Source organism: Caulobacter sp. ALps2 (genome assembly GCF_058681635.1).
In genome coordinates this window covers 4,718,934-4,732,007 of record NZ_CM178743.1, presented here as the reverse complement: position 1 = coordinate 4,732,007, position 13,074 = coordinate 4,718,934, and the positions used below count along the sequence as shown (strand labels likewise).

At 68.9% G+C, this 13,074-nt stretch carries 13 protein-coding genes; 6 read left to right on the top strand and 7 right to left on the bottom strand.

Translation table 11 applies throughout. The annotated features are described in order from the left end of the window. Positions 1–42: 42 nt before the first annotated feature. Together ACW173_RS22240 and ACW173_RS22235 are read left to right on the top strand one after the other, a co-directional pair. Positions 43–1,695, top strand: a complete 1,653-nt coding sequence (locus tag ACW173_RS22240) for a sulfatase-like hydrolase/transferase (protein WP_492082202.1) — start codon at positions 43–45, stop codon at positions 1,693–1,695. Further along, a complete protein-coding gene (locus tag ACW173_RS22235; RefSeq protein ID WP_492082201.1) occupies positions 1,683–2,696 on the top strand; it encodes a formylglycine-generating enzyme family protein in 1,014 nt (337 codons plus the stop codon). Before ACW173_RS22240 ends, ACW173_RS22235 begins: the two co-directional genes overlap by 13 nt. Here ACW173_RS22235 and ACW173_RS22230 read toward each other — a convergent pair. Together ACW173_RS22230 and ACW173_RS22225 are read right to left on the bottom strand one after the other, a co-directional pair. Further along, positions 2,693–3,172, bottom strand: coding sequence for a DUF1330 domain-containing protein (locus ACW173_RS22230; protein WP_492082199.1), 480 nt, complete (start codon positions 3,170–3,172; stop codon positions 2,693–2,695). The two genes, ACW173_RS22235 and ACW173_RS22230, sit on opposite strands and share 4 nt — an antisense overlap. A 71-nt stretch (positions 3,173–3,243) precedes the next feature. Further along, positions 3,244–4,176 carry a haloalkane dehalogenase gene (locus tag ACW173_RS22225; protein ID WP_492082198.1) on the bottom strand — a complete coding sequence of 311 codons (933 nt, stop codon included), beginning with the start codon at positions 4,174–4,176 and terminating at the stop codon, positions 3,244–3,246. A gap of 100 nt (positions 4,177–4,276) precedes the next feature. On the opposite strand from ACW173_RS22225, the gene ACW173_RS22220 reads away from it, so the two are divergent. From ACW173_RS22220 to egtB, 3 genes are all read left to right on the top strand, one after another. Next, entirely contained in the window at positions 4,277–5,374 is a 1,098-nt protein-coding gene (locus tag ACW173_RS22220) for an MBL fold metallo-hydrolase (RefSeq protein WP_492082197.1), read from the top strand. A gap of 59 nt (positions 5,375–5,433) precedes the next feature. Beyond that, positions 5,434–6,066 (top strand): TetR/AcrR family transcriptional regulator, encoded by a 633-nt coding sequence (locus ACW173_RS22215; protein ID WP_492082195.1) that lies wholly within the window; start codon positions 5,434–5,436, stop codon positions 6,064–6,066. Positions 6,067–6,374: 308 nt separating this feature from the next. Next, positions 6,375–8,552 carry an ergothioneine biosynthesis protein EgtB gene (gene egtB / locus ACW173_RS22210; protein WP_492082193.1) on the top strand — a complete coding sequence of 726 codons (2,178 nt, stop codon included), beginning with the start codon at positions 6,375–6,377 and terminating at the stop codon, positions 8,550–8,552. 96 nt (positions 8,553–8,648) lie between these two features. Here the strand turns inward: egtB and ACW173_RS22205 are convergent, their stop codons facing one another. Continuing rightward, complete coding sequence (locus tag ACW173_RS22205) at positions 8,649–8,855, bottom strand: con-10 family general stress protein (protein WP_047413350.1); 207 nt, start codon at positions 8,853–8,855, stop codon at positions 8,649–8,651. A 39-nt stretch (positions 8,856–8,894) separates the two neighbouring features. Continuing rightward, a complete protein-coding gene (locus ACW173_RS22200) occupies positions 8,895–9,032 on the bottom strand; it encodes a hypothetical protein (RefSeq protein ID WP_492082191.1) in 138 nt (45 codons plus the stop codon). Between the two features lie 118 nt (positions 9,033–9,150). Between ACW173_RS22200 and ACW173_RS22195 the strand changes: the two genes are divergently transcribed. Next, the gene (locus ACW173_RS22195; RefSeq protein ID WP_492082190.1) at positions 9,151–9,819 is read left to right on the top strand and encodes a DUF1345 domain-containing protein; all 669 of its coding nucleotides are present in this window, start codon (positions 9,151–9,153) and stop codon (positions 9,817–9,819) included. Here the strand turns inward: ACW173_RS22195 and ACW173_RS22190 are convergent. The 3 genes from ACW173_RS22190 to ACW173_RS22180 form a co-directional block, all read right to left on the bottom strand. Then, on the bottom strand, positions 9,816–10,586 hold the full coding sequence (locus tag ACW173_RS22190) for an EF-hand domain-containing protein (protein WP_492082189.1): 771 nt from the start codon (positions 10,584–10,586) through the stop codon (positions 9,816–9,818). The two genes, ACW173_RS22195 and ACW173_RS22190, sit on opposite strands and share 4 nt — an antisense overlap. 153 nt (positions 10,587–10,739) lie before the next feature. Beyond that, the gene (locus tag ACW173_RS22185; protein WP_492082187.1) at positions 10,740–12,128 is read right to left on the bottom strand and encodes an ATP-binding protein; all 1,389 of its coding nucleotides are present in this window, start codon (positions 12,126–12,128) and stop codon (positions 10,740–10,742) included. Beyond that, on the bottom strand, positions 12,125–12,904 hold the full coding sequence (locus ACW173_RS22180) for a response regulator (protein ID WP_492082186.1): 780 nt from the start codon (positions 12,902–12,904) through the stop codon (positions 12,125–12,127). Before ACW173_RS22180 ends, ACW173_RS22185 begins: the two co-directional genes overlap by 4 nt. Between the last annotated feature and the right edge of the window lie 170 nt (positions 12,905–13,074).

Below are 13,074 nucleotides of genomic sequence, written 5' to 3'. Positions count from 1 at the left end.
GAATGTCAATATATGCTTCGTGGCTCGATAGGGAGGTGCGTGATGAAGGCCTGGAAGGGACTCCTGGCGGCGTTCGGGGGACTTGCCGTCGCCGTCGCCGCGGCCTGGCATTTCCGCACCGACCTGATCATCCAGATCGCGCGGGCCAAGCAGCCTAAGGCCGAGGCCAATCACCCGGTGACCTGGACCAAGGGGCCGGAAGCGGCGCCGGAAGGGCGACGGCCGCCAAACGTGGTTTTCATCCTGGCCGACGACCTCGGCTACAATGACATCACCCTGAACGGTGGTGGCGTCGCGGGCGGGACCGTGCCGACGCCGGCCATCGATTCGATCGCCCACCAGGGTGTGACCTTCGCCAACGGCTATAGCGGCAACGCGACCTGCGCCCCGTCGCGCGCGGCGATCATGACCGGCCGCTACGCCACCCGCTTCGGCTTCGAGTTCACGCCCACGCCGGTGGCCTTCTCGCGCGTGGTCGGCGGCCACGGCGGAGACGCCCTGCATCCGGCCCGCTTCAACAAGGACGAGGTCAAGAACGCGCCCAAGGACGACAACACCGAGGCCGTGCCGTCGACCGAGATCACCATCGCCGAGGCGCTGAAGACGCGCGGCTACCACACGATCCACCTGGGCAAGTGGCACCTGGGCGGGGTGAAGGGCTCGCGGCCCGAGGATCAGGGCTTCGACGAGAGCCTGGGCTTCATGGCCGGCGCCTCGATGTTCGCGCCGCCCGGCGACCCGTCCGTCGAGGAGTCGCGCCAGGACTGGGATGCGATCGACAAGTTCCTGTGGGGCGTGCGGCCCTATGCGGTGCAATTCAATGGCTCCAAGCCGTTCAAGCCGGCGACCTACATGACCGACTACCTGACGGACGAAGCGGTCAAGGCGATCGACGCCAACAAGAACCGGCCGTTTTTCCTCTATCTGGCCTACAACGCCGTCCACACGCCGTTGCAGGCGCCCAAGGCCGACTACGCCGCCCTGAGCCAGATCAAGGACCACCGGATGCGGGTCTACGCCGCCATGGTGCGGAACCTGGACCGCAATATCGGCCGGGTGCTGCGGGCGCTGAAGGACAAGGGCCTGGACGACAACACCCTCGTGATCTTCACCTCCGACAACGGCGGCGCGAACTATATCGGCCTGCCCGACATCAACCGGCCTTATCGGGGCTGGAAGGCGACCTTCTTCGAGGGCGGTATCCATGTGCCGTTCCTGCTGCGCTGGCCCGGGCAACTGCCGGCGGGCGCGGTCTATCGCAGCCCGGTGGGCCACGTGGACATCTTCGCCACCGCCGCCGGCGCGGCCGGGGCCAGCGCGCCCAAGGATCGGGTGATGGACGGCGTCGACCTGGTGCCGTTCGTGAAGGGCCAAGCGGGCGGAGATCCGCACAAGGCGATCTACTGGCGCTCGGGTCGTTACAAGACGGTGCTCGCCGGCGGCTGGAAGTTGCAGGTCGCCCAGGAGCCAAACCGCACCTGGCTGTTCGACCTGACCTCCGATCCGACCGAGCGGCATGACCTCTCCAAGGTCCGGCCCGAGAAGCTGCGCGAATTGCGGGCGACCCTGGCCCAGCTGGACGGTCAGATGGTCAAGCCGGCCTGGCCTTCGCTGGTCTCGGGCGCCTTCTATATCGACCATCCGGGCGGCCAGACGCCCAAGCCCAGCGATGAGTACGTCTATTGGGACAACTAAGAGCGGTCTCGATCCTGGCGGCCTTGGTGTTGACGGGCTGCGGTCAGCCGACGCCCAAGGCCTGTCTGGCGAGCCTGCCGATCGCCGATCCCGACCATCGGACGGCCGGTATGGTTCGGCTGGCCGGCGGCGACTTCCTGATGGGCGCGGCGCCGCTGCGACCGGAGGAGGGGCCACCGCGGTCGGTGAAGGTCGCGCCGTTCTGGATCGATCGCACCGAGGTCACCAATGCCGCCTTCGCGCGGTTCGTCGAAGCCACGGGTTACCGCACCGTGGCCGAACGGCCGCTCGATCCCGCGCGCTACGCCCAGTTGTCGGCGGCGCAGCGGCGTCCGGCCTCGCTTGTCTTCGTCGGGGGGACGAAGGGGGCGAGGTCGGACGATCCCTCGGCATGGTGGGAAGTGGTCCCCGGCGCGGATTGGCGGCATCCGCTGGGGCCGCGCTCGAACATCAGGGGCAAGGAGGCTTGGCCCGTCGTCCACATCGCCTGGGAGGACGCCATGGCCTACGCCAAGTGGCTGGGCCACGATCTGCCGACCGAGGCCGAGTGGGAATACGCCGCGCGCGGCGGCCTGACCGGTAAGCGCTACGCCTGGGGCGACCAGCCCCAGGACGCGGCCCATCCAAGGGCCAACACCTGGCAGGGACCGTTCCCTGCCCAGGACCTGGGAACCGACGGCTACAAGGCCAGCCCCGCGCCGGTCGGCTGCTATCCGCCCAACGGCCATGGTCTGGTCGACATGGCCGGCAATGTCTGGGAGTGGACCAAGGACTGGTTCCGGCCCGGCCTGGAGCCGGTCGAGGTGGTCGAGGCCGGCGGTCCGCCTCAGGTCCGGGCGCTGGACCCCGGCGAGCCCGATACGCCCAAGCACGTGGTCAAGGGCGGCTCGTTCCTGTGCACGGACGACTTCTGCTTCCGCTACCGGCCGGCCGCGCGTACGCCCGGACCGCCCGACAGCGGGGCCGCGCACGTCGGCTTCCGCACGGTTTTGCGCGACTAGTTGAGGGCGCCGGCCAGTTCGGGCTTCCACATCCGGTCGTCGTTGTGCAGGTCGCGCGGCGCGTAGCCCTGGGCGGGACGGGTGCGGATGTTCAACTGGCCGGCCAGGCCCGCCTTGCGATGGTGCTCGATGGCGTGCATCTCGGGCGAAATGGCCATGGCCTGGAAGGCGGCCAGCGACGGATACTCGGCCAGGGCCACGGCGTCCCAGAGCTCGTCGACCTCGCCTAGCAGCAGGCCGGTGACCGCGCCGCTGTAACGGATTCGCCCGCCCAGGGCCTCGATCAGGCCCGTGACGACCGCGCCGTAGCGGCCATAGGCCTCACGGCCCGACAGCTCGGCGTCCGAGCCGTCGGCATACTCCGCCTTTTCCTTGAACTTCAACAGGTTGACCATCACGAACGGACCGTCATCAGGCGCGCCGAAGAACTCTTCGAACTGGTCGGACGAGGGGAAGACGGCGTTGATGACCTTCATTCAGCGGGCTCCGCGAACGCTTTGGGCCAGACTGTGAGCGGTCTGGTCTGCAAAACGGGGTAACTGTGAAGCTAAAGGGTTTCCAGTTCATCCGAACTGGAAACGGGTAGGGACGCCGCCAGGCCATCCAGCAGGGCGGCGATTTCGCCCGGGCTGTCCTCCTGCACGAAGTGGCCGCCCTTGAGCGTGGTGTGGGCGACGTTCCTGGCGCCGGGCACGCGGCTCTGGAACACGGTCTCGCCGCCACGGGTGATCGGGTCGGCGTCGCTGAAGGCGGTGACGAAGGGCTTCTCGTAGCGCTCCAGTACGGCCCAGGCGGCCTTGTTCTCGGCCACCGAGGCGTGCTCGGGCGTGATCGGCACCAGGGCCGGGAAGATCCGCGCGCCTTCCTTGTAGGTCTCGTCGGGAAAGGGGGCGTCGTAGGCGGCGCGCTCGGCGTCTGTGAGGTCACGCGCCGCGCCGCCGTTCAGGATGAAGCCGATCGGCAATTCCGGGACGTTCTGGCTGAAGGCGAGCCAGGCTTCGAAGCCCTCGCTCTTGCCCGCGCCGATCGGCAGGCCGGTGTTGGAGACGACCACGGCGGCGAACCGCTCCGGGAAGGCCGCGACCAGCCGCAGGCCGATCAGCCCGCCCCAGTCCTGGCAGAACAGGATGATGTCGGTCAGCTCGTTGCGGACCAGCCAGTCGCTCATCCACGCGACGTGCCGCTCATAGGTGTAGTCGTCGCGCGAGGCGGGCTTGTCCGAGCGGCCGAAACCCACGAGGTCCGGCGCGATCGCTCGACGGCCGCGTTGGGTCAGGCCCGCGATCACGTGGCGGTAGAGGTAGGCCCACGAGGGCTCGCCGTGCATCAGCAGGATCGGCCGCTGGTCCTTGGGGCCTTCGTCGACATGGTGGATGCGCAGCGTCGTACCGTCGGCGTCGAACACCGGAGTATAGCGTGGCGCATAGGGCCAGTCGGCCAGCCCCTCGAACCGGTCGTCCGGTGTCCTCAACACGTCCATGGCGCGCCCTCCCATCCGGTTGTCGGATTCATATTGACACTACGAGTGTCATTATGTGGTCATCTGGTCAAGGCTTGGGGAACAGGTCGGGGAGGCGGATATGCGCAGGGTGTGGATCGGTCTTGGCGTCGTGGGCGTCGTCGCGGCTTTGGTCGCGGGCGGCGGCTGGGTGTTCCGCGGCCGCCTGGCCGAGGCGGCGATGAGCAAGGTCTACCAGCGGATTCTCGTGGGCGACCCGATCGCGGCGCTGCCGGACGGACTGCATGTCGGCCTCTGCGGCTCGGGTTCGCCGATGGCCGACCCGACACGGACCGGACCCTGCGTGGCGGTGGTGGCGGGCAGGGACCTGTTCGTGGTCGACTCCGGGCCGGGCTCGACCCGCAACCTGCTGCTGATGAACCTGCCGCCGCCCCAGATCAGCGACGTCTTCATCACCCACTATCATTCCGACCACATCGGCGACCTGGGTGAGCTGATGCTGCAGCGCTGGGCGGCCGGCGCGAGGCATGAACCGCTGCCGATCCACGGCCCGCCGGGCCTGGAGCAGGTGGTGAGGGGCTTCCAGGACGCCTACGTCCTGGATCGCGGCTATCGGATCGCCCACCATGGCGAGGCCGTCGCGCCGCCTTCGGGCTTCGGCGGGAGGCCGCACGCCTTCACGGCCGATCCGAACGCGCCCGACGTGCTGGTGCTGGAGAAGCCGGACCTGAAGGTCTGGGCCTTTCCGGTGGCGCACCATCCGGTGGCGGGGGCGGTCGGCTATCGCTTCGACTACAAGGGGCGCAGCGTCGTGATCAGCGGCGACACCGGTCCGTCCCAGCGGCTGGTCCAGGCCTCGAAAGGCGCTGACCTGTTGCTGCACGAGGGGCTGGCGCCGAACCTGGTGGCCGACCAGCGGAAGGCGGCCCTGGCGGCGGGCCGCGAGAACTACGCCCGGATCTTCCACGACATCCTGAGCTACCACACCCCGCCGGAAGTGGCCGCGCGCGAGGCCAAGGAAGCCGGGGTCAAGGCGCTGCTGTTCTACCACGTCATCCCGCCGGTCCCGGTGTCGGCGCTGGAGGGACCGTTCCTGGGGCGCTCGCGGGCGATCTTCGGCGGGCCGTTGAAGGTCGGGCACGATGGTGATTTCGTTTCGCTGCCGGCTGGGAGCAAGGATATCGAATGGTCCAACCGGCTGAACCTCCTGCCGTTTTGAGGTGGTCGAGCGTTCACCAGCGGTCTAATCAGGCCAGCAAGCCAAGGAGAAGCCGGTTCGTGAGCGCCGCCACGCGCCAAGTCCGTCCAGACGTCGAAGCGCCGGCCAAGGCCGCCGAGTCCGACGGTCGCCGCCGGCGTTCGCAGGACAGCCGGGCCCGCATCGTCGCCGCCATGCTGGAACTGGTCCGCGAGGGCGATCCCTCGCCGGCGGCCGAACTGGTCGCCACGCGCGCCGATGTCGGCCTGCGCACGGTCTTCCGCCACTTCAAGGACCTCGAGAGCCTGTATCGCGAGATGTCGGCGGAGATCGAGGCCGAACTGATGGCCCTGGTCCACACGCCGTTCAAGGGCGAGACCTGGCGTGAACGGGTGCTGGAACTGGTCGAGCGGCGCGGCGGAGCCTACGAGAAGGTTGGGCCATTCAAACGAGCCTCGGAGGCTCACCGCCACCATTCGCCGGCCCTGGCCCTGGACAACGCCAAGATGGTCGAGATCTCGCGCGAGATCCTGCGCCGTCAACTGCCGCCGGAACTGGCCAGGCGCCGCGTCCGCTTCGAGGCCATCGATTTGCTGCTCAGCTTCGACGCTTGGAACCGCCTGCGCCGTGACCAGGAGTTGTCGCCCAAGCGCGCGACCGAGGTGCTGCAATCGATGATCGACGCCTTGCTGGACGCGCCGCTGGAAGACTAGGTCTCCGGGGCTTTTTCGGGCGTGGGACGCCGGTCGGAGCTGCTCAATTCCCCGACCGGCAAGTTCGTCGACGGTAAGGGGCAGCCGACGTCCTCCGATTGGTAGACGTCTTCGCGAACGCTCACCCTCCAGCCTGTTCGAGCCCGATTTGGGTTTTTCCGTTCAAGCCTTGCATGTCGGCTCCTGTCACATCCTGGCAGCAGCGTGCGCGTACCGTCCTTGCCAGGATCGGGTGGAACGCCGAAGTTCCGGAAACGTTGTCGTCGCCAGGGCTAAAGCTTGGCCCGCTGCTTCCCGCAGGAGTGCTTATGACCCCGGACGATATGCCCGCGATGACTTTCGCGGAGACCTCGGTTGAAGCGCTTGTCGAACGCTACCAACTGGTTCGCCGCCGCACCGAAACCTTGGCGGCGCCGTTGTCGCCCGAGGATCAGGCCGCCCAGTCGATGCCGGACGCCAGCCCGACCAAGTGGCACCGGGCCCATACGACGTGGTTCTTCGAGACCTTCCTGCTGACGCCGTTCCTGCCGGGCTACAAGGTCTATGATCCGGCCTTCGGCTATCTTTTCAATTCGTATTACGAGGCTGTCGGCCCGCGGCAGCCGCGCCCCCAGCGGGGCCTGCTGACTCGCCCGTCGGCCCAGACGGTCGGCGCTTATCGCGCCCATGTCGACGCGGCCATGGTCCGCCTGCTGGACGGCCCGCTGACGCCCGACATCCACGAGCGGGTGGAACTTGGCCTGAACCACGAAGAGCAGCATCAGGAGCTGATCCTGATGGACATCCTGCACCTGTTCGCCCAGTCGCCGATCAGCCCGGCCTATCAGTCCGGTCCGGCGCCCGCGCGACCGGATCCCGGCCCGCAGCGCTTCCACCGCTTCGCCGGCGGCCTGGTCGAGATTGGCGCCCCTGAAGACGAAAAGGGGGAGGCGGGCTTCGCCTTCGACAACGAGCGTCCGCGTCACAAGACCTACGTCGCGCCGTTCCGTCTGGCCGACCGCCTGGTGACCAACGGCGAATGGCTGGCCTTCATCGAGGCGGGCGGCTACCGCCGCGCCGACCTGTGGCTGTCGGAGGGCTGGGCCAAGGTCAACGCGGAGGGCTGGGAGGCCCCCGGCTACTGGCGCCGTGACGACGCTGGCGTCTGGACCACCATGACCCTGCGCGGCCGCCATCCGATCGATGCGAACGCGCCGGTCATCCATATCAGCTACTATGAGGCCGCCGCCTACGCCGCCTGGGCCGGCCGTCGCCTGCCGACCGAGGCCGAGTGGGAAGCCGCCGCCACGGCCTCTGGCAAGACCCCCATGCGCCAGCTCTACGGCGCCGCCTGGCAGTGGACCGCCAGCGCCTACGGCCCTTACCCCGGCTTCAAGCCCGGGCCTGGCGCGCTGGGCGAGTACAACGGCAAGTTCATGGTCAGCCAGATGACCCTGCGCGGCGGCTGCGAGGCCACGCCGCCCGGCCATACGCGCGCGACCTACCGCAACTTCTTCCATCCTGGCAGCCGCTGGATGTTCGGCGGCCTGCGCCTGGCCGACGACGACCGCCTGGTCGAGGTCAAGCCGGGCGACAGCTTCCTGGACGAGGCGATCGCGGGCCTGTCGGCTTCGCCCAAGACCCTGCCGGCCAAGTACTTCTACGACGCCGAGGGGTCGCGCCTGTTCGAGGCGATCTGTGAACTGCCGGAATACTACCTGACCCGCACCGAGACGGCGCTGCTGCGGCGGGTCGCGCCCGAGATCGCCGCGCGCATTCCGGATGGGGCGGCCCTGGTCGAATTCGGCAGCGGAGCCAGCACCAAGACCCGCATCGTGCTGGACGCCGCGCCGCGGATCGCCGTCTACGCGCCGGTCGACATCAGCCCAACGGCCCTGGACGAGGCCGCCGCCAGCTTGCGCCAGGACTATCCGAACCTGGCCGTGGCGCCGCTGGTCGATGACTTCACCAAGGCCATGACCTTGCCACCGGGCGTCAAGGGGCGAACGCCCGTCGGCTTCTTCCCCGGCTCGACGATCGGCAATTTCGCGCCGGACGAGGCCGAGGCGCTGCTGCGCCAAGCCCGGGCGTTGCTGGGCGAAGGCTCGTTGTTCATCGTCGGGGCCGATGTCGCCAAGGATCCGGCGGTGCTGATCCCGGCCTATGACGACGCGCAAGGCGTGACGGCGGCGTTCAACCGCAACGTCCTGGTCCATATCAACCGCGAGCTGGGCGGGACCTTCGATCCGGGGGCCTTCGCCCACAAGGCGGTGTGGAACGCGGAAGAGAGCCGGATCGAGATGCATCTGGTGAGCACGCGCGACCAGATCGTCATGGTCGGCGATTACGGGTTCCGGTTCGCCGCCGGCGAGACCATCCACACCGAGAACTCGTACAAGTACCCGGCCGAGGCCTTCGAGATGATCGCCCAGCGCGCCGGCTGGACCGTGGCCCAGCGCTGGGTCAGCGAGGACCCGACCTTCGCCGTCTACGCCCTCACCGCGTAGACGGCAGGGGCGTTGCTGGCGCACACGCGCGAAAACGCGCCGGTTCCGAAGATCGGGACCGGCGCGTTTGGGATCGTATTCCGCTTTCGCCCTCTTTTAGAGAGCGCGTTCGCCGGGACGACCGCCGCGCGAGGACGAACCGCCCTTGCGCCCTGCGTTGGCCGCGAGATCGCGGTCCTTGGCGAAGCTGCGCTTTTCGCTGGGCACGCTAGCTCCGCCTTTCCTGGCGATTTCGCGGCGGCGTTCCGGGTCCATGGCGGCGAAACCGCGACGGCCGCGGGGACGTTCGCTATCGGTGTCCATGTGGGGCTCCTAGTCGGGACTGGTCACAAGGCGGACGGGCTAAGTCGCGGCGTCATAGGGACGGTCGTCCCCTGGATCGACCGGCGGCGAGGTGGGGGGCTCCTCGACGGGGGTGACGCCGGGCTCATACTCGGGCGGTTTAGGCTCGGGCGGGGGCGGGGTGTCTGGGTCGGTCACTGGCGTCGTTTCCTGCGCGTTCCGGTGAAGTAACCAGCGAAGACGCTTTCGGTTCACCGTGAGATCGCACTAATTACGCCGCACCGGGACAGACCGGGCGTCAAGGAGTCGTCGTGGAATGACCCGCAAGACCAAGCAGCTGGTCGATCGCGCCGCGTCTCACTGGCGTTTGGCGGCTGGTTTAGCCGCCGGAATTATCGCGTGGAGCGTGGCGAAATATTCTGGCGCGCCGCGTGGATCGCACCTGTTGCTGGGCTGGGACAGCGCCGCGTTGGTCTATCTGGTGACGACCTGGTCGCTGTTTCTCAAGGCCGACGAGGCCGAGGTCCGCCTGCGCGCCGCCCAGGAGGACGAGGGGGCGCCGGTCCTGCTGCTGATCGTGCTGGCCGCCATCGTCGCCAGCCTGGCGGCGGTGGTCGACGCCATGATCGTGGCCAAGACCGTCGCCGCCGGCGCCAAGGCCTTCATCGGCGCCTGTGCGGGGACGACCCTGGTCTTGTCGTGGTTGGTGCTGCAGTCGGCCTTCGTCCTGCACTATGCCCACCGCCACTTCGGCGACGGCAAGGGGAAGGGCGGCATCCAGTTCCCCGGCGAGCCCCCGACTAGCTACATGGACTTCGCCTATCTGGCCTTCAGCGTGGGCGCCACCTTCCAGGTCTCGGACAACAGCATCCTGACCTCGAAGCTGCGCAAGCTGGTCACCGCCCACGCCGCGGCGGCTTATTTCTACAACACCGCCATATTGGCGCTGGGCATCAACATCATCGCCAGCTTGGTCGGCGGCTAGCCGGGGCGGCCCATGCCGCCGCCACGACCTCCACGTCCGCCGCCGCCACGTCCCATGCCGCCGCCCTTTCCTTGGCCGCCCTTGGCGCCAGGGCGCGGGCCGGTCTGGGCCGGGGTCTTGGGCAGCCCATCCAGCTTCAGGACGCCGTCCTTGTCGGTGTCGAGCAAAGCAAAGCGGGTCTTGGCGGCCTTGGTCGCCTCGTCCTTGGTGATGCGGCGATCGAAATTCCCATCCGAGGCCATGACCGGCTCGGGCTCGGCGATCAAGCTGTACAGGGCGGCGCCCTGCAGGACATTGGCGCCTTGAGGACGACGGCGCGGGGCGTCGTCGCCACCGCCCTCGCCGGGACCCTGGCCCATCGGTCCGCGTCGCATCGAACCCGGCGCGGGCAGGCCGACGATCTCCGGCGCGATGCGGGTTTCGTAGGTCGAGACCTCGAAACCGTCGATGACCCCGTTCTTGTCGGAGTCGACCACGGCGAAGAAGCGCAGGGCGTCGGCCACGAACTCGTCGCGGCTCAGCGCGGCGTCATGGTTGGCGTCGGCGCCGTCGAACCACGCCTTGACGGGGTAGGGGGCGCCCGGCGGGGCGCGGAAGGGCTCGCCGGCCGGGCTGATGAACAGCCGCGGGCCGCTCGTGGGGCCGGGACCGTCGCCATGAGGACCGCCACGCCCATGCGGGCCGCGCGGCCCCTCTGGCGGCGCGGAGGCGCAAGCCGCGAGCGTGGCGGCGAGGAAGGCGGTCAGGCCAAGCGAGCGAAGGGTCATGCGCGGGGTCTCCAGTCGGCCAAGCTTTGAAGCCCAACCGGATGTCCCGGCGATGTCAGGCTTGGCCGCGGGACTTGCGCGGCGGCAACATTCGCCAAGGTTCGGCCGCAAAGGGCCCGCGAGCCTTGCCGCCGGATAACAGGAGGGCAGCTATCAGGCCGGCAGGACGACGCAGGCGCGCAGCCCACCGCCGGTGCGATTGTGCAGCGTGACGTCGCCGCCATGGGCGCGGGCCAGCGAGCGGACGACCGCCAGGCCCAGGCCGATGCCGCCCGTCTCGCGATTACGCGAGGGCTCGCCGCGATAGAAGGGCTCGAACACTTTCTCCTGCTCGCCGAGAGGGATGCCGGGGCCGTCGTCCTCGATCTCGATGATGGCCATGTGGCCCTCGGTATAGACACGGCCGCGGGCCGCGCCCCCGTACTTCAGGGCGTTGTCGACGAGGTTGGTGACCAGGCGCTTCAGGGCCACCGGGTCGCCCTCGATCACAACCTTTTCGGACCGGTCCACGGTGGTGTCGCCACCGGTCTCCGCGGCTTCGTCCATCACGCTTTCCAGCAGCGAGGACAGTTCCAGCTTGGTGCGCTCGGCCGGGCGGGTGGTGTCGCGCACGAAGCCCAGGGTGGCGGCGATCATCGCCTCCATCTGGTCGATATCGGCCGCCAGCTTGGGCCGGACATCGTCGGGCGTGGCCTCGATGCGGAACTTCAGGCGGGTCAGCGGCGTGCGCAGGTCGTGGGCGATCGCCCCGACCATGGCCGTGCGGTCCTCGACGTAGCGACGCAGGCGCTCCTGCATCATGTTGAAGGCCGTGGCGGCGGCCAGCACCTCGCTCGAGCCGGACATGTTCAGCGGCGGCGTACGCGGGTCCTTGCCCAGGCGTTCGGCGGCGTCGGCGAAGGCGGTGATCGGCTGGGCGAGGCGGCGGGCGAACAGCCAGGCCAGCGGCGACACGGCGGCCACCGACAGCAGCAGGATCAGCAGGACGCGCTGCTGCCAGCTGTCGAACCGGAAGAAGGTCGGCTTGGGCTCGACCACCAGCCAGTGGCCGTCGCTCTGGCGCACGCCCAGCTTGAAGCCGCCGAACATCAGCTGCTCGTCCTTGCCCTGCGGACGGCCGCCAGGCTCACGCGCGAAGGGTTCGCGCGCGCGGGTGGTGGGGCCTAGGGGTTTGGGCGGAGTGACGGGTTGGCGGCGTACGAAAAAGCGCGGACCGTTGTCGATCTGGATTTCTATGCGATTGACCGGCACGTCCAGCAGGCGGCTCATCTCGGCCTTGAACTCGGCGCGGCGGGGATTGTCGGGGCCGATGGCGCGGACCGAGCCGTGATGCTTGACCACCAGGAGACGGCCGTCGCGGGGCTGCACCGGCTGGCCCGTCTTGATGGCGCGCGCGATCTCGCTGGACCGGTAGAACTCCGGCGGGGGCGGGGGCAGGTTGAAGATGACCGCGATCGAGATCAGCTGGGCCGCCACCAGGGTGATGATGACGAGCCCCAGGGCCTGGACGAACAGCGGCGCGCCGCGCCGGAGCAAGGTCATGGGGTGCGGACGACCTTGGCGGTGAACATGTAGCCTTCGCTGCGGATCGTGCGGATCAGCTCGCTGCCGCCGCCGTCGTCCAGCTTGCGGCGCAGGCGGCTGATCTGGACGTCTATGGCGCGGTCATAGGCGTCGCTGTCGCGGCCTCGGGCCAAGTCCAGCAACTGATCACGGGTCAGCACCCGTTGCGGGCGCTCGACGAAGGCGCGCAGCAACGAGAACTCGCCGCTGGAGAGGTTCACCACCACCGACTGCGGCGAGCGCAGTTCGCGGCGCACCAGGTCCAGGCGCCAGCCGGCGAACTCACAGGCCGCGCCCATGGCGTCATCGACCGCGCGCGGCTCCTGCCGGCGGCGCAGTACGGCGCGGACGCGGGCCAGCAGTTCGCGGGGATTGCAGGGCTTGGGCAGATAGTCGTCGGCGCCGAGCTCCAGGCCGACGATGCGATCGGTCTCCTCGCCCATGGCCGACAGCATGATGATCGCCGGACCGTCGCCGCCGGCCGACAGGCGGCGGCAGATGGCCAGGCCGTCCTCGCCCGGCAGCATGACGTCCAGCACGATCAGGTCGATGGGGCCGCGCGCCAGGACCTGCTCCATGGTGCGGGCGTCCTGGGCGGCCTCGACCGCGTAGCCGTGGCGGGTGAGAAAGTCGGAGACGACGTCGCGGATGCCGGGGTCGTCATCGACGATCAGGATGCGCGGAGCCGCACCCCGCGGCGCGTCGTGGTCGCCTTGGCCAATCGTCCCTGGGACGGTGTTCTGGACATTTTCCATGCGTCGTTCCTGTCACGCCCCTATCACGTTCAGATTTCACGCCTGAAACAGCGACGCAACCCGGTCGTGCGATCTGATGTCGCACCGGCGGCCCGCCTTCCCCCACCCTGGTTGGCCGGCGGCGTTGGGACCTGGTCCGCTTTAGCCCCCCTTGAGCGGACCGGGTCTCG